General features: G+C 32.7%; 15 protein-coding genes. 5 read left to right on the forward strand and 10 right to left on the reverse strand.

Features of this window, described 5'->3' with window-relative positions:
• The 3 genes from ACXAG4_RS14800 to ACXAG4_RS14810 all read left to right on the forward strand — a co-directional run.
• On the forward strand, positions 1 to 767 hold a 767-nt coding region (locus tag ACXAG4_RS14800; protein WP_475296867.1), incomplete at its 5' end, for a gliding motility-associated C-terminal domain-containing protein.
• A 3-nt stretch (positions 768 to 770) separates the two neighbouring features.
• Entirely contained in the window at positions 771 to 1,697 is a 927-nt protein-coding gene (locus ACXAG4_RS14805; protein ID WP_475296868.1) for a PorP/SprF family type IX secretion system membrane protein, read from the forward strand.
• A gap of 79 nt (positions 1,698 to 1,776) precedes the next feature.
• Positions 1,777 to 4,032 carry a response regulator gene (locus ACXAG4_RS14810; protein WP_475296869.1) on the forward strand — a complete coding sequence of 752 codons (2,256 nt, stop codon included), beginning with the start codon at positions 1,777 to 1,779 and terminating at the stop codon, positions 4,030 to 4,032.
• A gap of 59 nt (positions 4,033 to 4,091) precedes the next feature.
• On the opposite strand, the gene ACXAG4_RS14815 is transcribed toward ACXAG4_RS14810, so the two are convergent.
• From ACXAG4_RS14815 to ACXAG4_RS14825, 3 genes are all read right to left on the reverse strand, one after another.
• Entirely contained in the window at positions 4,092 to 5,129 is a 1,038-nt protein-coding gene (locus ACXAG4_RS14815) for an aldo/keto reductase (RefSeq protein WP_475296870.1), read from the reverse strand.
• Positions 5,130 to 5,351: 222 nt separating this feature from the next.
• A complete protein-coding gene (locus ACXAG4_RS14820) occupies positions 5,352 to 6,311 on the reverse strand; it encodes an OmpA family protein (RefSeq protein WP_475296871.1) in 960 nt (319 codons plus the stop codon).
• A gap of 25 nt (positions 6,312 to 6,336) precedes the next feature.
• Entirely contained in the window at positions 6,337 to 7,104 is a 768-nt protein-coding gene (locus ACXAG4_RS14825) for an exodeoxyribonuclease III (protein WP_475296872.1), read from the reverse strand.
• Positions 7,105 to 7,355: 251 nt separating this feature from the next.
• Here ACXAG4_RS14825 and ACXAG4_RS14830 point away from each other — a divergent pair, with 251 nt between their 5' ends.
• Positions 7,356 to 10,769 (forward strand): hypothetical protein, encoded by a 3,414-nt coding sequence (locus ACXAG4_RS14830; protein ID WP_475296874.1) that lies wholly within the window; start codon positions 7,356 to 7,358, stop codon positions 10,767 to 10,769.
• 11 nt (positions 10,770 to 10,780) lie between these two features.
• Here ACXAG4_RS14830 and ACXAG4_RS14835 read toward each other — a convergent pair whose 3' ends face one another.
• From ACXAG4_RS14835 to ACXAG4_RS14860, 6 genes are all read right to left on the reverse strand, one after another.
• On the reverse strand, positions 10,781 to 11,683 hold the full coding sequence (locus tag ACXAG4_RS14835) for a M28 family peptidase (protein ID WP_475296875.1): 903 nt from the start codon (positions 11,681 to 11,683) through the stop codon (positions 10,781 to 10,783).
• Positions 11,684 to 11,707: 24 nt separating this feature from the next.
• The gene (locus tag ACXAG4_RS14840; RefSeq protein ID WP_475296876.1) at positions 11,708 to 12,886 is read right to left on the reverse strand and encodes a carboxypeptidase-like regulatory domain-containing protein; all 1,179 of its coding nucleotides are present in this window, start codon (positions 12,884 to 12,886) and stop codon (positions 11,708 to 11,710) included.
• A 92-nt stretch (positions 12,887 to 12,978) separates the two neighbouring features.
• Positions 12,979 to 13,719, reverse strand: coding sequence for a succinate dehydrogenase/fumarate reductase iron-sulfur subunit (locus tag ACXAG4_RS14845; RefSeq protein WP_475296940.1), 741 nt, complete (start codon positions 13,717 to 13,719; stop codon positions 12,979 to 12,981).
• Between the two features lie 22 nt (positions 13,720 to 13,741).
• Positions 13,742 to 15,757 (reverse strand): fumarate reductase/succinate dehydrogenase flavoprotein subunit, encoded by a 2,016-nt coding sequence (locus ACXAG4_RS14850; protein WP_475296877.1) that lies wholly within the window; start codon positions 15,755 to 15,757, stop codon positions 13,742 to 13,744.
• A gap of 12 nt (positions 15,758 to 15,769) precedes the next feature.
• A complete protein-coding gene (locus ACXAG4_RS14855) occupies positions 15,770 to 16,441 on the reverse strand; it encodes a succinate dehydrogenase cytochrome b subunit (RefSeq protein ID WP_475296878.1) in 672 nt (223 codons plus the stop codon).
• Between the two features lie 195 nt (positions 16,442 to 16,636).
• On the reverse strand, positions 16,637 to 18,373 hold the full coding sequence (locus tag ACXAG4_RS14860; protein ID WP_475296879.1) for a T9SS type A sorting domain-containing protein: 1,737 nt from the start codon (positions 18,371 to 18,373) through the stop codon (positions 16,637 to 16,639).
• Between the two features lie 197 nt (positions 18,374 to 18,570).
• On the opposite strand from ACXAG4_RS14860, the gene ACXAG4_RS14865 reads away from it, so the two are divergent.
• Complete coding sequence (locus ACXAG4_RS14865) at positions 18,571 to 19,863, forward strand: aminopeptidase P family protein (protein ID WP_475296880.1); 1,293 nt, start codon at positions 18,571 to 18,573, stop codon at positions 19,861 to 19,863.
• A gap of 79 nt (positions 19,864 to 19,942) precedes the next feature.
• Here the strand turns inward: ACXAG4_RS14865 and ACXAG4_RS14870 are convergent, their stop codons facing one another.
• Positions 19,943 to 21,265, reverse strand: a complete 1,323-nt coding sequence (locus tag ACXAG4_RS14870) for an aspartate kinase (protein ID WP_475296881.1) — start codon at positions 21,263 to 21,265, stop codon at positions 19,943 to 19,945.
• Between the last annotated feature and the right edge of the window lie 3 nt (positions 21,266 to 21,268).

Consider the following 21,268-nt stretch of genomic DNA (forward strand, 5'->3'; position numbering starts at 1 on the left):
GTGGAACAGATATTATAAACAACCAAGATGTAGGTAATGTAACTACGTTTGATTTACCTACAGATTTACCAGAAAATACCCAAATATTTGTGAGCCTTGTGCCATACAACGCAGTAGGCGATGCTACAGGTTGCAGCGAAGAATCTTTCACTACCGAAACACTTCCAACAGCACCAACCTGTACAAGTTTAACAAGTCCGCTAGATGGCGCTACAAATGTTTCAGTAACCACAGATTTAACATGGAATGCCATTGCAGATGCCACAGGTTACAGACTAACGGCAGGCACAACTTCAAACGGAACTGATATTATAAACAACCAAGATGTAGGCAATGTAACTACGTTTGATTTACCTACAGATTTACCAGAAAACACCCAAATATTTGTGAGCATTGTGCCATACAACGCAGTTGGCAATGCTACAGGTTGCAGCGAAGAATCTTTCACTACCGAAACGCTTCCTATTCCTTTAGTAGAATCTAAATACGGGTTCTCTCCAAACGATGATGGCATAAACGATTTTTGGGAAATTGTAGGTATTGAAAATAGCCCAAATAATACGGTTAATATTTATAACCGCTGGGGCGATTTAGTATTTAGTATTACTAATTACAATAACACCTCAAACGTTTTTAGAGGAGTAGCCAACCGTATGAGTAAATCTGGTGCTGGCAAATTACCTGATGGCACTTACTTTTTTGATATAAAAATATCAGGCACACATAATTTGAAAAAACTAAAAGGATTTGTAGTTATAAAACGCTAAAAAATGATGAAATTAAATACTTTAAAACCCCTATTTACAGCAGCGTTTCTTTTAGTTATTATGCACGTTAAGGCACAACAGAGTCCGCTATTTGCAGAATATAACTATAATCCGTTTATTATAAATAGCGCTTATGCTGGACTTAGCGGAAATACTGAAATTACACTAAGCAATAACGGTTATTTTAACGATTTTGATGGCAGCCCGCGCACACTTTCGTTTAGTGGTCACGGTAATTTAAACAACGAAAAAATAGCCTTAGGCGGAGGCATTGTTAGAGATGAAATTGGCGTAACCAATTCTACAAGTGTGTTCGCCGCCTTTTCATATAAAATATTTTTTGATTTTAATGGAAATCGCCCATATTGGCAACATTATGCACCTAATGTACTCTCTTTTGGTTTAACAGCTGGTTTGCAACAATTTCAAGATAATTTAACCGAATTAAATATACCTAATGACCCCAGTTTTGCACAAGATGTTAATGCAAGTATACCAACTATTGGTTTAAGTTTTTTATATAATCACGCATCATTTTATGTGGGTGTTTCGGCACCAAATATTGCAGGCGATAAACTAGCTACTGAGCAAAATATAAGACTTTCTAGTCCTGTTTACGCCTATTTAGGCTATCGTTTTTTTAGCAATAAGTTTGATAACATCATGATTAAGCCTAATATGCTAATAAAACATGAAGAAGGTGCTCCTATGCAAGCCGATTTTAATATTGCTGTAAGTTTTAAAAATAAATTTGAAGTTGGTGCTGGCTACAGAACATCGTCTAGTTTTAATGTATTAGCTGGAATTTATCTTATTAAAAATTTAAGAGTTATTTACAACTACAATGTGGCTACAAATAATTCACCTTTAGGTAATAGCCATGGTTTAGCGTTAAGTATTAAATTTAATGAAGGGTACACGCAATTATAAACTTCACAATATTTAACATAAGCATAACTTTTTAGCATTAAATATTAAATAAATTTGAGGCCAATTCCCTAAGGCCCTAATGAAATTTAATTTTTACAATTCTTACAGATTCAGGATTGTCCTGTCTTTTTTATTAATAATAGCTCCTACTATTTTAATATTTATTGGTTATAATTATTTTAAATCTAAGAGTAAAAATCTTCAAAATATAACTAATAGAATATATAATTTAGAAGCTGATTTTTCTAACAACGAAAAACATTTACAATCTTTTTTATTATACGGTTATAAATCTGATAGTTTTTATCTAAATGAAAAAGAAGAAACAATAGACAATTTTATAAGCAATACTAATACGCTTAAAAATGAATTTAACGCTATAGTTAAAGAACTTCAAATTAACAATATTAACACACACAGCCTTTTTGCTAATGATGTAACGGCTGGTTTTAATGCTTTAGATTCAATTTCAAAAAACTTAAAAGAACAACGCTTTTTGTTAGGTTATAAAGATTTTGGCGGCATTGGTAATATGCGAAAAATTGCCCATAAAATTGAAGATGACAACATTATAAAAAACGAAAGTATACTGCAATTAAGGCGTCATGAAAAAGATTTTCTGCTTCGTACAGAGCAACATTACATAAATGCTTTTAACACACTAGCCAATAGTATTATTGAAGACAAAAAAAATAGTGCTACTGTTAAAAATGCACTAAAAACGTATAAAAAAGCTTTTAACAATGTAGCTCAATTAACTTTAAACATTGGAAACAGTACTAATAGTGGTTTATACGGACGAATTTTTGAGCTCAACAAAACCATAAAAAATCAGCTTTATGAACTTGAAGCTATTGCGCAAAGAGGTATACTACGAAAAAATACAGATATAGATCAATATGTAAAAATATCATTTACATTAATGGTGCTTTTCATAATTTTGGTAATTCTGTACCTATCTAGAATGTTGACTAGAGATATTTTAAAACTCCAACTATCAATGCATCAGTTTATAAAATCTGGTTTTAAAGAGAAGGTAGACCCCAATGCCGATAAATCTAAAATTCTTGAAATTAATTTTTTATACAAAGCCTACGGTTTACTTAAAAAAAACCTATTAAAAAACATTGATGGCTTAAAATTAACTATTGAAGAATTAGAACGCACCACCGCCTATAAATCTAGTTTTTTAGCCAATATGAGTCATGAAATTAGAACACCTTTAAATGGTATTATTGGCGTATTAAACCTTTTAAACCAATCTAATTTAAATAAAGAACAAGTAAAACTTTTAGAAATAGCCAATTACTCATCAAGCCATTTACTAGGCCTAATTAATTTAATACTAGATTATTCTAAAATTACGGCAGGAAAAATGGAACTTGAAATTAGGCCAGTAAACCTTAAAAAAGATTTAAGCAATCTTATTAAAATATTTCAATTTCAGGCCAATGAAAAAGGCATAGATTTACTTTATTCATTTAATAAAACAACTGAAGCATCAGAACTTGTTTATGGTGATGCTATACGCATAAATCAAATTATAATAAACCTATTAAATAACGCCATAAAATTTACAGATTCTGGTTGGGTAAAGTTTAATATTATTCAAAAGAAGTATAACCAATTTGAAGATGAATTTTTATTTACTGTAGAAGACACAGGTGTTGGTATTGAAAAAAATAAGGTTTCTAAAATATTTGCAGCCTTTGAACAAGAAGATATTTCTACAACCAGAAAATACGGCGGTACAGGTTTAGGTTTAACCATATCAAATGATTTGGCTAAATTAATGAATACCGAATTAAAATATAAACCATCAGACACTGATGGCTCTTGTTTTTATTTTACAGTAAAACTTAAAAGGGCTGATACCAAAATTTATAATAACAATAGTGCTAATTTATTTAAAAACCTTCCTAAAATTGGAAATGAAATAAGCGTACTAATTGTTGATGATAATATAATGAACCAAAAAGTACTGGGTTTAATGCTTAAAAAATTCAATTTGAATATAGATTATGCTAACAATGGTTTAGAAGCGGTTGAAAGTGCAAAAAACAAAGCTTATGATATTATTTTCATGGATATTCAAATGCCTATAATGGATGGCTTAGAAGCTACTAAAAAAATTAAAGCTTCAAAAAAGTTTAAAGAAAACCCGTACCCTATAATTGCAGTATCTGCTAGTGCTTACACAGACGACAGAAAAAAAGCGAGCCAATGTGGTATAGATGATTTTATATCAAAACCTATTGAAGTAAAAAAACTTCACGATTTACTTATTAAGTACTCCTTAAACCCTGAAACACGAGAAAAACCAGTAATAGCTTAAAAGAAAAATTCCTGCTTTAAAAAAACAGGAATTTTTAATGTTTGTTGTTATTTTATGAACTATGGCGCCGGATTTGGCATAGCATTGTGTACGCTGTTTATGGCCTCTAAAACTTCACTGCTAAGGGTAACGTTTATACTTTCTATATTTTCTTTTAACTGCTGCATTGTAGTTGCACCAATAATAGTACTTGTAACAAATGGCTGCTGGTTAATAAACGCTAAACTCATTTGTGCCAAAGTTAATCCGTTATCTTCAGCTATTTTTAAATAACGCTTTGTAGCCTCTGTACTTTGCTCGCTACTGTAACGTGCAAAACGCGGGTGTAAGGTTAAGCGTGAATTTTCGGCTGCTGTACCTTTTATATATTTACCAGAAAGTACGCCAAATGCCATTGGAGAATATGCTAATAAACCAACCTTTTCTCGCATTGCAACCTCAACCAACTCATACTCAAATAATCTATTAAGTAATGAATACGCATTTTGAATAGTTACTGGTCTCTGCAAGTTTTTATCTTTAGCCTCTTGTAAATAACGCATGGTGCCCCAAGAGTTTTCATTTGATAAACCAAACTGCCTTATTTTACCTGCTTTTACTTGGTTATTAAGTTCTTCAATAACTTCATTAAAATTTTCTTGCCATTGTAAACTAGTTTCGTGCGGAAAATTTCTTAATCCAAATTTATTTGTATCGCGTTCTGGCCAATGTAGTTGGTATAAATCAATATAATCTGTTTGAAGTCTTTTTAGCTCTAATTCTATAGCTTCTTGAATAGATTTTGGGCTAAAACCTGTTGTTCTAATATGTGCTGTGTAATCTCCTGGGCCTGCTATTTTTGATGCTATTACTACATCATTTCTTTTGCCAGATTTTTTCACCCAAGACCCTATAATTTCACTGGTTCTACCACTGGTTTCAGCGGTTGCTGGCACCGGGTATAATTCGGCTGTATCAATAAAATTAACGCCTTGTTCTAGGGCGTAATCTATTTGCTCATGTCCTTCTGCTTCAGTGTTTTGGTTTCCCCAAGTCATGGAACCTAAACATATTTTACTAACTTTTATGTTGGTATTGGGTAGTGTTGTGTATTTCATTTGAGATTGTTTGGACTAACTTAGAATTGTTAGACTTTTTAGATTTATAGCTTATTTGCTAATTAGTGTTTGTAAATATAAAAACCTTTCAGAATTATTTTTGTTTTCTGAAAGGTTTTTATTGCGTTAGCGATTGAGGCTTTGTTGAAGCTCCCCGACGCAGGAGGGAGCGACTGCCGAAAGCGCGACACCAAATTTTTCTTTTGGTGTAACGCCCACATTTTAATTATCGTTTAAAAGCTTTGAAAGCTCATCTAACTTAGGTGTTAAAATAACTTCAATACGTCTGTTTTTTGCTTTACCTTCGGCGGTATCATTAGTGGCCACTGGCGCATACTCTCCTCTACCGGCAGCGGTTAAATTTTCGGGGTTTATTTTGGCATTTTCTCTTAAAATATTAACTATTGATGTGGCGCGTTTTGTTGATAAATCCCAGTTGTTTGTTAGCACGCTGTTTCCGCCGTAAGGTACATTATCAGTATGGCCTTCAATTAAAACGGCAATGTCTGGGTTTTCGGCTAATACGCTACCTAGTTGTTGTACGGCTCTACGACCTTCAGAGCCTACTGCCCAACTTCCTGAACTGAAAAGGAGTTTATTTTCCATTGAAACGTAAACTTTTCCATCTCTTTGTTCTACAGTTAAACCTTTGCCTTCAAAATCTGTTAATGCTCTAGAAATGGCATCTTTTAAAGCGCCCATAGCGGCATCTTTATCGGCGATAACTTTTTCTAATTCTGCCACTCTGTTTGAGCGGTCTTCTAGTTCTTTTTTAAGTTTTTCTAATCGAGCATTTTCAGCAGCTAAGGCTTGTTCTTTAGCTTCTAACTCTGCTAATAATTCTCTGTTTTTTTGTGAATTTTTGGCAATTGCAGCCGAACTATTTTTCTCTAAAGCATCATATGAGGCCTTTAATGCATCATAATTTGCTTTGGTTGCTGTATAATCTGCTTGAAGTTTATCGCGTTCTGCAACAGCTTCATCATAAGCTGTTTTAAGCTGTTTTAACTCGTTTTTTGCTTGATTTTTTTCATACAGAAGTTCTTCGTTTTCATCATAAAGCTTTCTGTTTTCTTTTTTCAAGTTATTGTATTTAGCTTCTAATTCCTTATAAACTTTTGGAGATACGCACGATGCTAAAACGGATACTGTTACAACTGATAGAACGATTTTTTTAATCATTACGCTTGGTTTTGTTTTTGTTTGTTTATTGGTTATTTATTTCTACTAAAATAGGGCAGTGATCACTGTGTACTGCTTCAGTGAGTATAACGGCTCTTTTTATATTTTCTTGTAATGGTTTTGCTACCATGGCATAATCTAACCGCCAACCTTTATTGTTGGCACGTGCATTGGCCCTGTAGCTCCACCAGCTATATTGCTGTTTTTCAGGATTTATATACCTAAAAGAATCTATAAAACCACTGTTTATAAAACTACCTATCCACTCACGTTCAACTGGTAAGAATCCTGAAACGTTTTTTAATCCTTTTGGGTTGTGAATATCAATTTCTTCATGGCAAATATTATAATCGCCACAAATAACAAGATTTGGTAGCTCTTTTTTTAAGTTATCAATGTAGTTTTGAAACATATCCATGTACTCTAACTTATGCTCCAACCTATCAATATTTGTGCCAGAAGGTAAATATAAACTCATAATTGACACACCATCAAAATCTGCTCTAATATTTCTTCCTTCAAAATCCATAGATTCAATACCTGTACCGTATTCTACATGGTTTGGTTCTGTTTTACTTAAAATAGCAACACCGCTGTAGCCTTTTTTTTGGGCGCTAAACCAATAATGGTATTTATATCCGGCTTCATCAAAAACGCTTAAATCTAATTGTTCTTTTAATGCTTTAATTTCTTGTAAGCAAATTACGTCTGGGTTTGCTGCTTTTAACCAATCTATAAACCCTTTGTTTATTGCTGCTCTTATGCCATTTACGTTGTATGATATAATTTTCATGTCTTCAATTTGTTATTCTGAATACATTTTAGAATAACATCAATTTATTTATTAATATTTTAATAAAACCAAAACAACACTTTTACTGTATAAAGTGCAAATGCCTAGTTTAACACAAAACTATTTAAGAATATGTTTTTGGTCGTTTCAGCTAAAATAAATAATACATTACTTTTACGCTATACTTGTATATGCATTTTATACAAATCTATTAACAAAATATTTTAAGCGTATTACAGTTTAAATATCAAATGAAATATTTTTTACTAACACTTTTATTATTTATTGGCTTGTTTGGGTTTTCGCAACAACCTAAATCTAACTACAAGCGCATAAAAGTAGCGGTAACAGATAGTATTAAAATAGATAGTGTTAGTATTAACTCTAGTTGGTTTAAGGTAGAAACAAAGCATGGTAATTTACTAGATAGCACTTTTTACAAAGTAAACTTCTCTGAAGCTTTAATAACGTTTAAAAAGCCTATTGATACTGATACTTTAGTTATAAATTACCTGAAATTTCCAGAGTTTTTAACTAAAACCTACCAGCAACTCAATGAATCTGTTATTGTAAATAATAGCAATACACAAACACTTTACAAGCTTACCCAACCTAATACACAAAATACGTTTACACCTTTTGATGGTTTAACAACATCGGGCAGTATTTCTAGAGGTGTAACCATTGGAAATAACCAAAACGCTGTAGTTAATAGTGAATTAGATTTACAAATTACAGGAAAGTTAAACGAAAAAGTATCACTTAGGGCATCTATACAAGATGCTAACATACCTTTACAAGAAAGCGGTTATAGCCAACGTTTAGATGAGTTTGACCAAGTGTTTATTGAGTTATTTAGTAATAGTTGGAACATAAGAGCGGGCGATATTGATTTGCAAAACAGTAATTCTACTTTTGCAAGTTTTTCTAAACGTGTACAAGGGCTATCAGTAAATGCCAACATAGGAAACCAAAATACCAAAACCAACCTGTTTGCTGCTGGCGCAATAGTACGCGGGCAATTTACCCGTAGCCAGTTTACCGCACAAGAGGGCAACCAAGGCCCTTATAAATTACAAGGCCCTAACGGCGAGCTTTTTGTGCTTATAGTATCTGGTAGTGAAACCGTTTACGTTAATGGTGTAGCTGTAAAACGTGGCGAAGACCAAGATTATATTATTGATTATAATGCTGGCGAAATTATTTTTAACGCTACATTTCCTATTACTTCTGAAATGCGTATTACTGTAGATTATCAGTTTAGCGAGCGTAATTACTCGCGTTTTGTGGCCTATGGTGGCGGCCGTATTGAAAACAAAAAATTGAATATTGGTGTTTCTGTATATTCTGAAAACGATGCTAAAAACCAACCGCTACAACAAAACCTATCCGAAGAACAAGTACAAATTTTATCAGGAGCAGGCGATGATAGAACGCTTATGGTTGCGCCTTCAGAAATTGAAGAATCGGCTAACGAAAACCGTATTCTTTATAAAAAAGAACTCATTAGTGGTGTTGAAGCTTTTGTGTTTTCAAACAACCCCGATGATGTATTATACCGCGTTACATTTACACAGGTAGGTAACAATTTAGGCAGCTATGTTATAAGCAATAGCAACGCCATTAATAATATTTACGAATATGTTGGCATTGGCCAAGGCAATTATGAGCCTATTGTACAACTTGTAGCGCCCACAAAGTTACAATTAGCTGTTATTAATGGCAGTTACAAACCTAGCAATAACACCTTAATGAATTTTGAATTGGCTGGCAGTAAAAACGATTTAAACTTATTTTCAAATTTAGATGATAGTGATAATAATGGGTTTGCTGGCCAATTTAATATTAACCACAAATTAACAAAAAACGATAGCGTTTGGAATGTGATCGTTTTTGCAAATACAGATTATATTCAAGAAAACTTTAAAACTATTGAACGCTTGTATAATGCAGAGTTTTCACGCGATTGGAACTTATTATCAACCAACAATACAACTATTAATGTTACGGGCAACCAAACCCTTTTATTTTCGGGTGTGCAATTTAATCATCATAAAAAAGGCACTATAAATTATCAATTTGAGCATTTAAACTTTTCAAATGGTTTTAACGGTAACAGGCATGTTACTAATGCTAATGTTACTTTAAATAAGTTATCAATAGCTTCAAACAGTAGTTATTTAAAGGCAACTTCAAACATAAACGCATCTACTTTTTTTCGCTCATACAACACTATAAACTACAGCTTAAAAAAAGCATGGATTGGTACAAAAATAGCTATTGAAGACAATAAACAACGTGATAGCACAAATACATTAACCGCTTTAAGCCAAAAATTCACATCATACCAAACGTATATTGGCGTTGGAGATAGTAGTAAGGTGTTTGTTGAAGTTGGCTTTAAAAACAGAGCTAATGATAGTATTAGAAACAACCAATTACAAAAAGTAAACACATCGCACACCTACTATTTAAACTCTAAATTGGTTCAAAATAAAAACACCAATTTATCATTATATGCCAATTATAGACATTTAAAAAGTGAAGAAACAGGCATTGATAATGAGCAATCTGTAAACTCTAGACTACAATTCAACCAAAAATTATTTAAAAATATTGTGCAATGGAACACTATTTTTGAAACCAATTCGGGCACTTTACCTCAACAAGATTTTACGTATGTTGAGGTTGAAGCTGGCCAAGGTAATTATACTTGGATAGATTATAATGAAAACGGCATACAGGAATTAGAAGAGTTTGAAACAGCACAATTTCAAGATCAAGGTAAATATATTAGAGTACTTTTACCAAACCGCATTTTTATAAAAACACACCAAAACCGTTTAAGCCAAACTTTAACTATTAACCCGCAACAATGGCATGTTAGTAAAAATAAATCACAACAATTTTGGTCTCATTTTTACAATCAAACCAGTTATTTAATAGATAGAAAAATTAAGCGTGAAGGCAATGCTTTTAATATTAATCCGTTTGAAAACGATACTAACAATCAATTAGGCTTACAATTAAACTTTAGAAACGTACTATTTTTTAACCGCGGGCAACAACATTACACAACATCATATACCTATTTAAACAATCAAACCAGAAACATACTATCTGTTGGCTTTATTGAAAATAATTTAAAAAGCCATCAAATAAACTTCAATCATAAAATAACTAACAATTGGTTATTTAGTACGCTAACCACTTTTGCCAATAATGAAAGTATAAGCCAAAACTTTTCAAGCAAAAATTATAATTTTAAAGAAGAAAGTTTAAACCCAAAATTATCGTATTTATTTAATGATAATTCTAGTTTTGATGTGTTTTATGAATACTCAAAAAAAGAAAATACTATTAGTAGCTTTGAAACGCTCAAACAACACAAATACGGTGTTTCTTTCATGTTTTCAAAAAACGTAAAAAGTGCCATTAATGGTGAATTTAATTATTTTTCAAACACATACAATGGCAATGCAAACACACCTATAGCCTACCAAATGTTAGAAGGTTTACAACCTGGTAAAAATTTTACATGGACACTGCTTGCTCAAAAAAAACTAACTAAATTTTTAGATTTAAATTTGAGCTACTTTGGCAGAAAAACACCCACAAGTAATACTATACACACAGGTGCTGTACAGCTAAAAGCTTATTTTTAAAAATTAAAATATTATTGTGAATCAATTTTATTAAATACTGAAATTATTGTTTTTACAGCCTCAATGTAAAACGTTGGGTGAATGTTTTCAAAATCATCAGTAGGTTCATGGTAATCATCATGATCATCTACTCCAAAATATAAAAACGGAATATCTTTTTTGTGAAAATTTGCATGATCTGAGGCATATACCCAACTATCGTTTTCATCAAAACCATCATGCCCGCTTTTAAGTGTAAAGCTATCATTTGAAACACAACAAACCGCTTGTATAAATTGTTTATAAATGTTTGAACCAGAAACATACAACGTATTAGTATTACTTCTGCTAATCATATCCATATTTATGTTTAGCAAAATTTTATGATGCGGAATATTTAAATTATTTACAAAGTAACTAGAACCTTTTAGCCCTAATTCTTCAGCATCAAAAGCAACTAAAATAACCGAGTGCTTTGGCGGATGCGTTTTAAAATATTCAGCAAAACTGAATAATGCACTCAAGCCCGAAGCGTTATCATCTGCACCATTGTAAATTTTTCCGTTCTTAATACCTTCATGATCATAGTGCGCACTAATTACAATGTACTTATTAGGTATGCATGTACCTTTAACATAACCAATAACATTTGTAGCGCTATATTGTTTTTTCCCTTTGTAAAATAAAAAAGATTGCTGATATGATTTTTTAAAAGGCTTTACACCTAAAGAATGAAACTGATTAATAATATACTTTTTAGCTTTTATTGCACCGCGTGATCCTGTTTGCCTGCCTTCAAAAGCATCAGAAGATAATGCTTTTATATGCCTTAATAAATTTTCGTGACTAAAACATATATTCTTTTCATTTTGAGAGTAGCCAAATACTGTATTAAACAACACGAAAAACACTAATAAAAACTTAATTTTAAACATTTAGGTGGCTTGGGTTTAAGCAATTTATTGGTTTACGGCTTTAAATTGCTGCTCAAGAGGCACACCATAAATAGACTCTAACTGCTTGACGCTTTTTTTATAAAAGGCTGTTTCTGGGGGTAAACTAAGGTTGTTCCAAAAACTAGGATTAAATTTTATATCAATATCACCCATATCTTTTTTATAACCTTCATAATTTCCAACTTTAATTTTCTTTTTGTTGGTTTCAATTCCTAACACAAAAACCTCGTGCCTGTAAGACACTGGAACCTTATTACTAGTTGTTTGTAACAGCTTTTTTTGCATAGCATTAATAGACATATCTTTTGCCCAAACTCTATTATGGTAACTTAAAATTAATTTTCCATTAGGGCCTTTTTTATATATCCATATAGAATTTAAATTTGATGATTCTATTTTATAGATACCTTTAGTATCAACACCAATATATAGTTTTAACCATTGCCATTTATTTTTTTTGCCTTTACCCTCAATAATTACAATATCTTCACCGTCATATGAAGTATCTCCTATTTTAGTCCAATTATAATTATTTTTGTTTATACCTTTTCTAACAGGATTTGTATTGGCTACATTAAGTACTTGATGCCCAGGATATTTATCTTTAACAAACCTGTAATCTGCAGATTTTCTCCCTTCAATAACTTCAACTCTTGTGTATTGTGGTGAATTTAAACCTCTATCTAGCACTTTTATATAATGCTCAACTAGAAAGCAAGCTTTTTCAGCTTCTGTTGAAAATCTTCTGTATAGTATATTGAGCTGATGATTGCTACTTAAAGATGTATTTTTTATATTTTTAAGAGCTGTTTTAATATAATCTGATGCTGCTAAAATGTTTACCTCATCTAACGATACAATATCCTCTTTTAAAACAATAACTTTTTCACTTAAGTTTAAAAAATCTTCAACTTTGATTTTATAGGTTAAATATCCAATACTAGATACTTCTAGACTATCAGCTAGATTACTTTTACTAAGTTGTAAATAAAAACTACCGTCTTCGGTAGTGGCTGTACCTAAATATTTTTTTGGAATACCTACGGCTGCATAAGGCACTTCATAGTTATTTTCATCTTTTACCAAACCTTCTAAAACTACTTTTTCCTGCTGTGAGAAACCAGATAAAAAGCACATAAAAAAGAAAGCAAATACATATTTAACTATTGTAGTTTTTTTCATATTCAGTAATTTTCAGTTAACGTTTTGTATTAAAAACAAAAACCATACCTAATACAAGGTATGGTTTTTTTCGAAATATTTATATTTTTTTCTTAAATAGAAGCCTTAATTAGCTCTCTATTCATTCTTGCAATGTTATCTAATGAAATTCCTTTAGGGCATTCAACCTCACATGCACCTGTATTTGTACAGTTACCAAAACCTTCTAAATCCATTTGCGCTACCATGTTTTTAACACGATCTGCAGCTTCAACTTGCCCTTGTGGCAGTAAAGCATATTGTGAAACCTTAGCACCAACAAATAACATAGCAGATGAGTTTTTACAAGTAGCCACACATGCACCACAACCAATACAGGTTGCCGCATCCATAGCTTCATCTGCAGCATGTTTTGAAATTGGAAGCGCATTGGCATCTTGTGTATTACCAGATGTGTTAACAGAAATATAACCACCTGCTTGTTGTATACGCTCAAAAGAGGTTCTATCAACAACTAAATCTTTAATTACAGGAAATGCAGCTGCTCTAAACGGTTCTATTGTAATAGTATCGCCATCTTTAAACATACGCATGTGCAATTGGCATGTAGTTACACCTCTATCTGGGCCATGGGCTTCTCCATTAATATACATAGAACACATACCGCAAATACCTTCTCTACAATCATGGTCAAAAGCAACTGGCTCTTGCCCTTCGGCAATTAATTGCTCATTCAAAACATCCATCATTTCTAAAAAAGACATATGTTCTGAAATATCATTCACCTTGTAAGTTTCCATCTTACCTTTTGATTTAGCATCTTTTTGGCGCCAAATCTTTAATGTTAAATTCATTCCTTTTCCTGACATATCTTTATTATTTATATGAACGTTGTTTTAATTCAATATCCTTAAATTCTAATTCTTCTTTATGAAGTACAGCATCGGCTGGTTCTCCTTTATATTCCCAAGCAGATACAAACGCAAAGTCTTTATCATTACGTTTTGCTTCACCTTTTTGAGGTCCAGACTCTTCAGCAGATTCTTCTCTAAAATGTCCACCACAAGACTCTTCTCTTGTTAAAGCATCTTTAGCAAATAGCTCTCCCAATTCTAAAAAATCTGCAACACGTCCTGCTTTTTCTAATTCTGGATTCATTTCATTAGCAGCTCCAGGTACTGATACTTCTTTCCAAAACTCTTCACGTATGGCTTTTATTTCAACCATAGCTTCTTTTAAGCCTTGTTCGTTTCTAGACATTCCGCATTTATCCCACATTACTTTACCAAGTTTTTTATGGAAATAGTCAACAGATTTTGTTCCTTTATTGTTAATAAAGAAATCTATTCTATCTTTCACTTCTTTTTCAGCAGCGTCAAATTCTGGTGTATCTGTTGGTATTTTGCCTGTTCTAATATCATCAGACAAATAATCTCCAATAGTGTAAGGCAACACAAAATAACCATCGGCTAAACCTTGCATTAGTGCTGAAGCCCCTAGCCTGTTGGCACCGTGATCTGAGAAATTGGCTTCACCAATACAATATAAACCAGGTACTGTTGTCATTAGGTTATAATCTACCCAAACACCGCCCATTGTGTAGTGAACTGCTGGATAAATCATCATTGGTGTTTCGTATGGATTTTCATCTACAATCTTCTCATACATTTGGAATAAGTTTCCATACTTGGCCTCTACTATTTTTTGTCCAAGCTCATATATTTTAGCTTCTGAAGGATTTGCAATACCATGAATTTTAGCCTGCTCTTTTCCGTAACGTTGAATTGCCGAAGCAAAATCTAAATACACCGCTTCTCCTGTTGCATTTACACCGTAACCAGCATCGCAACGTTCTTTAGCTGCACGAGATGCAACATCGCGAGGTACTAAGTTACCAAATGCAGGGTAACGTCTTTCTAAATAGTAATCTCTTTCATCTTCAGACAAATCTGTAGGTTTCTTGCGTCCTTCTCTAATAGCCAACACATCTTCCATGTTTTTAGGCACCCAAATACGGCCATCATTACGTAAAGACTCAGACATTAATGTCAGTTTAGACTGATAATCTCCTGAACGCGGAATACATGTTGGGTGAATTTGCGTATAACATGGGTTTGCGAAAAACGCTCCTTTTTTATGAATTTTCCAACCAGCCGATACGTTAGAGCCCATGGCGTTTGTTGATAAGAAAAACACATTACCATAACCACCAGAAGCTACCACAACAGCATGTGCCGAATGTCGTTCAATTTCACCAGTAATTAAGTTTCTGGCAATAATACCTCTTGCTTTACCATCAACAATAACAACATCAAGCATTTCATGACGGTTGTACATTTGAATTTTACCACGCGCTATTTGGCGGTTCATTGCCGAATATGCACCTAATAATAATTGCTGCCCCGTTTGCCCTTTAGCGTAAAACGTTCTAGAAACTAATACACCTCCAAACGAACGGTTATCTAACAATCCACCATAATCTCGTGCAAAAGGTACACCTTGTGCTACACATTGGTCTATTATATTTGCAGACACCTCAGCTAAACGGTATACGTTTGCCTCACGCGAACGGTAATCGCCACCTTTTACGGTATCATAAAACAATCTGTAAGTTGAATCGCCATCACCTTGATAATTTTTGGCGGCGTTTATACCTCCTTGTGCTGCAATTGAATGTGCACGACGCGGAGAATCTTGATAAGCAAATGCTTTTACGTTGTAGCCCAACTCTGCAAGTGTAGCAGCAGCTGAGCCTCCTGCTAATCCTGTTCCAACTACAATAACATCAATTGAACGTTTATTGGCTGGGTTTACTAGGTTAATTTTATCTTTATAAGAAGTCCACTTATCTTTAAGAGGCCCCTTTGGTACTTTTGAATCTAAAACACTCATACTTGTATATTATTAGTGATTAAAATGGTGATAAACGGCTACAATAATGAATCCTAAAGGAATAACAATAGAATACGCCTTGCCTATGGTTTGTAATGTTTTTTTTCTACCTGCCGTAGAACCCATAGATTGAAATGCCGATGTAAAGCCGTGCATTAAATGTAATGCCAATAAAACAAAAGATAGCACATATGCCCCAACTCTTAAAGGGCTAACAAATTTTTGGGCCATTTCATGGAAATACCTAAACTCGCCATTGTGCATTCCTGTCATATCACCTTGAATATATTTAACATTCATTTCAGGAATCCAGAAATCAATAAAATGTAATACTAAAAAAGCTAGTATTACCAATCCGCTGTAAATCATGTTTCTACTCATCCAGGTAGAATTTGCTGCTCCGTTGTTTTTAACATACGAAACACCAATTGCTTTTCGGTTTTTTAATTCTAAAACAAAGCCCATAACAAAATGAAAAACAACTCCAAAAATTAATACAGGTTGCAAAGCAAATTGTACCAGTGGATTGGTTCCCATGAAATGAGATAATTGGTTGAACAAATCTTCACTAAAAATGGAAGTGATATTAACCGCTAAGTGAATGATAAGGAAAAACATTAGGAAGAATGCTGAAAGCGCCATGGCTATTTTCCTCCCTATTGAAGATTTTAAAAATCCGCTCATTATTTTTATAATTTAGTAGTGTTATACAAAGGTAAATTACTAATACTTGATAGACAATAAGTAATTTGCTTATTTTCTAATTTAGAATTATTTTAAGTAATAATACTTAGTTTTTAAACTATGATATTTATCATTAAAACAAAAAAGAGATGTATTGCACATCTCTTTTTATAATTTCTTCAAAAAAATATGTTTTTATTCTATAATGAGTTTTTTAGTAATTGTAGCAAAATTTGAATGAATATTAACAAAATAAACACCTGAAGAAGCCTTTAACATATTAACTTCTATTGTATGTTTATTATTTAATTTATGAGTTGATATTTTACGCCCACTTAAATCATAAATAATTGCTTTGGTTAAATTAACATGCGAATCATTGTGTATTTGAAATGTGCCTTTTGAAGGATTAGGATATAGTGATATACCTTCTTGCAATTGGTTTTCTTCAGTGCTTAATGGACAAGAAGTATTATCAACCAAAGCTACTCTATTACAAACGCTAGACAAACTTCTGTCTTGTATAACATTAGCTGCAGTGCTGTTAATTGGTCTTATTACTCTTTGATCTTCGGAAACAGATAATGCATAGTTCATTAAATCATTAGTATCATTTACATGCCCTAGTTGATGCCCATGCCCTAATTCATGCAGTGCCACACTTTGAAAATCAAATTCTCCTAAATCTGGCAAACCTAAACCCGTATACCAAAGTTCATCGGCATCAAACTCTATATCATGCCCTCTAACATACCAGTTTATAACACCCCCATCAACACAACCTGCATAATACGTGTAACAAACACCTAATGTAGGTTCATCTAACTCGCCATTATCAAAACGTATTATATTTACACCATCATCAGCAATAACATCGGTAGTGGTACTTAAACCAATAGTCCAATTTAGCTCTGTATCGCATATCCAGGTATCAAAAGCTCTTTGAAAAGCTGCTTTAGCACCAGAAACTTGAGCATCATTATTAAAATCTGTTTCCATGCGCCAAGTTATGTTATTATCATTGCCAGAGTAAGAAGAATGTTGTACTTGATAAGCTATTAATGGCTCTGGCCCGTTTGTTCCTGGCGGGTTGTTTTGCGTAGCATCGTCAACATCGTATTCTACATTTAACTCGGCATAACTTACAGTAATAGTTGTTTGGGGTGAAGGATCTCCAGCCGCATCTTCAACATACATATTACCAGTTCCTGCAAATGATGGCACTTCAACAGTAATTTGCGTATCATTCCAACTTAAAACCTGAGAATCTAAAGCTCTAATAAAAGTAGAGCCGCCATCATTAGCATTACTAAACCAAACTATACCTTGGGTGTTTCCAAAGTCTGATCCAGAAATTGTTAAAACATCTTTATTACCTGCGGTTACAACAGTTTTATTTAAAACCAAACTACTTGGCGCTAATAGACTATTTTTTGCAGCTTTGTTTTTTGCCAAAATAGCTTCAACATTAAAAGATTTTACTTCGGTATAAGGTTTTTTAGTGTAATTGGTAATTTCACTGTATAGAGATTTAGTTATATTCTTTTTTTTAGTTAATGTGTTTGCTGCTACATTATCTATTAAGTTATACTTATAAAACCCTTGATTTAATGCATTTGGCTTAAATTTAGTGTTATTTCCTTTTTTTGAAAACGTAGCATTGTTAGCATTTAAAATAAATAAACCTACATCTCCCGTTTGTAATTTTAAACCAGGGTTTGCAACCACAGCACTTAGGCCAACAACACCTCCTACAGTTACAACATCAACATATTCTGCCACATTTCCTTTAAACACTTTATAAATTTCAACTGTATTTATTGTGTAAATTAAACTATTGTTAGCATTCCAAGTAGCGTACTTATTTATAACTTTACCCTCTACTACCAAATCACTTGTTTGTAACTGGTTTTCTAAAGAGGCTTTTTTCATGTGAATTTGCGCCTCTAATTTCTTACCTATAATGATTGTAAAAAACAAAATCCCCGAAAGAAGTTTCTTACTTATATTTTTCATAACAACTTAATTAATTATAAATCAAACATTTAAAATAGCTGCAAATATAACCAATAATTATTCTACTTTTTCTTTTTACTTTTACATAATTAAAAACTTAATATGTATTTAACATGAAATACTCACCTATAAATAGCAACCTTTTTGTTAAAAACCGTAAAAACTTTGCCTCAAAAATGAAAGCCAATAGTTTGGCCGTTTTTAATTCAAATGATATATACCCAATAAGTGCAGACAGCACACTTCCTTTTCAGCAACACAGAGATATTTTTTATTTAAGTGGAGTTGACCAAGAAGAAAGTATTTTAGTTATTTTTCCTGATTGCCCTAAAGAAAAACACCGAGAGATTCTTTTTCTTAAAGAAACCAATGACCACATTGCCGTTTGGGAAGGCGAAAAACTAACTAAAGAAAAAGCTTTTGAAGTTAGTGGCATTAAAACTGTTTATTGGCTACAAGACATGGAACGTGTTATGTTTGAAATTATGACACAGTGCGACACCGTTTACATTAACACAAATGAGCATTACCGCGCCAATGTTGAAGTTGAAACCCGCGAAGACAGATACACTAAATGGCTAAAGCAAAAATACCCAGCGCATAGTGTTGCCAAAAGCGCACCAATATTACAACGTTTACGCTCTGTTAAAGACAGCATTGAAATAGATTTAATACAACACGCTTGTAACATTACTGAAAAAGGATTTAAACGTATTTTAAACTTTGTAAAACCAGGTGTTTGGGAATATGAAATTGAAGCAGAATATATTCATGAGTTTATTAAAAACAAATCTAAAGGGTTTGCTTACACACCAATAGTTGCCAGCGGAAACAATGCCAATGTATTACACTACATTGAAAACAACAAACAATGTAAAGCAGGCGATTTACTTTTAATGGATGTTGGCGCTGAATATGCCAACTATTCTAGTGACATGACACGAACAATTCCTGTTTCTGGTAAATTTTCTGAAAGACAAAAAGCCGTTTACAACGCCGTTTTAAGAGTAAAAAACGAAGCCACAAAAATGTTAGTTCCGGGAACACTTTGGGAACAATACCACATTGAAATTGGTAAAATAATGACCTCAGAATTACTTAGCCTAGGATTACTTGACAAAGCCGATGTACAAAACGAAAACCCTGATTGGCCTGCTTATAAAAAATACTTTATGCACGGTACTAGCCACCACATGGGACTAGACACCCATGATTATGGTATTTTAACAGAACCTATGCAAGAAAACATGGTGTTTACTGTAGAACCCGCAATTTATAATCCTGCAGAAGGTTTTGGCATTAGAATTGAAGATGATGTAGTTATTCAAAAAAGCGGAGCGCCAATAAACTTAATGAAAAACATACCTATTGAAGCTGATGAAATTGAAGATTTAATGAATCAATAAATTATAAAAAGCAAAAGAGGGATTTTTTAAAAAATCCCTCTTTCTATTTTGCAAAAACTGTGTTTAACATTTATGTTTTTTAAATGGCGACTAACTCAAATAAATATGCATTTAGTTTTTGCAAGGTTTCTACTTTATTTTTAGTATCAATTAACAACGAAATATTATTTCGGCTTCCGCCATAAGAAATCATTCTAATTTTCACATCTTGCAAAATTTGAAATAACTTAAAGGTATCTTGGTGGTCTGCAATTGAATGCCCTACCAAACATACAATACTTTGGTTTTTATCAATTTCAATAGAAGCAAAAGTTTCTAATTCTGCAATAATTTTATCTAAATTTCTATCATCATCAATAGTTAAAGACACCGCAACTTCTGATGTTGTAATCATGTCTATTGATGTTTCATAGGTTTCAAAAATTTCAAATACTTTTCTTAAAAAACCATGTGCTAAAAGCATTCTTCCAGACTTAATTCTAATAGCAGTAATATTATCTTTTGCAGCCACAGCTTTAATACCATTTTCTACATGATTTCCACTAATTAATGTACCAAAAGCAGCAGGATCCATAGTGTTTTTCAATCGTACTGGTATACCATCTTCTCGTACTGGTAAAACAGTTTGTGGGTGTAATATTTTAGCGCCAAAATAGGCCAACTCCGCAGCTTCATCAAAAGACAAGTTAGAAATTGGTTTAGTGCCTTCAACAAATCTAGGATCGTTGTTATGCATGCCATCAATATCTGTCCAAATTTGCACTTCTTCAGCTTTAATAACCGCTCCAATTATAGTAGCTGTATAATCACTACCGCCACGTTGTAGGTTAGATACTTGGCCTTCGTCATTTAAACAAATAAAACCTTGCGTAATATAAATATCGGCAGCTGGTGTATTGTTCATTACACTTTGCAAAGCTTCATTTATAGCTTCAATTGCAGGTTCTTTTACAGCGTTAGTTTTCATAAACTGTAAGGCTGGCAATAATTGAGCGTTTACACCTTCTTGTTGCAAAAATTTAGTAAACATAAAAGTTGAAAGTAGCTCACCTTGTGCAAGAATTTCGTTTTCTAAGGTTTTAGTAAACGAATTTTCAACACATAACCTTAAGAAATCAAAACGCTCTTTAACATAAGCTTCAACATCACTTTTAATGGTTTTTTCAATTATTAATTCATTTACAACATCAACATATTTTGCGTGTAAATTATTAATTTCTGAAATAGCCTCTGCCCCATTTGATGCAGCTAATTTATCTGCTATACTCACTAATGCATTGGTAGTGCCAGACATAGCAGATAATACTACTATTTTCTTCTCACCATCAGTAATTATAGATTTTACATTGTTCATGTTTTTAACCGAACCAACTGATGTACCACCAAACTTTAAAACTTTCATATT

This window comes from Seonamhaeicola sp. ABD4_175, from assembly GCF_056160885.1.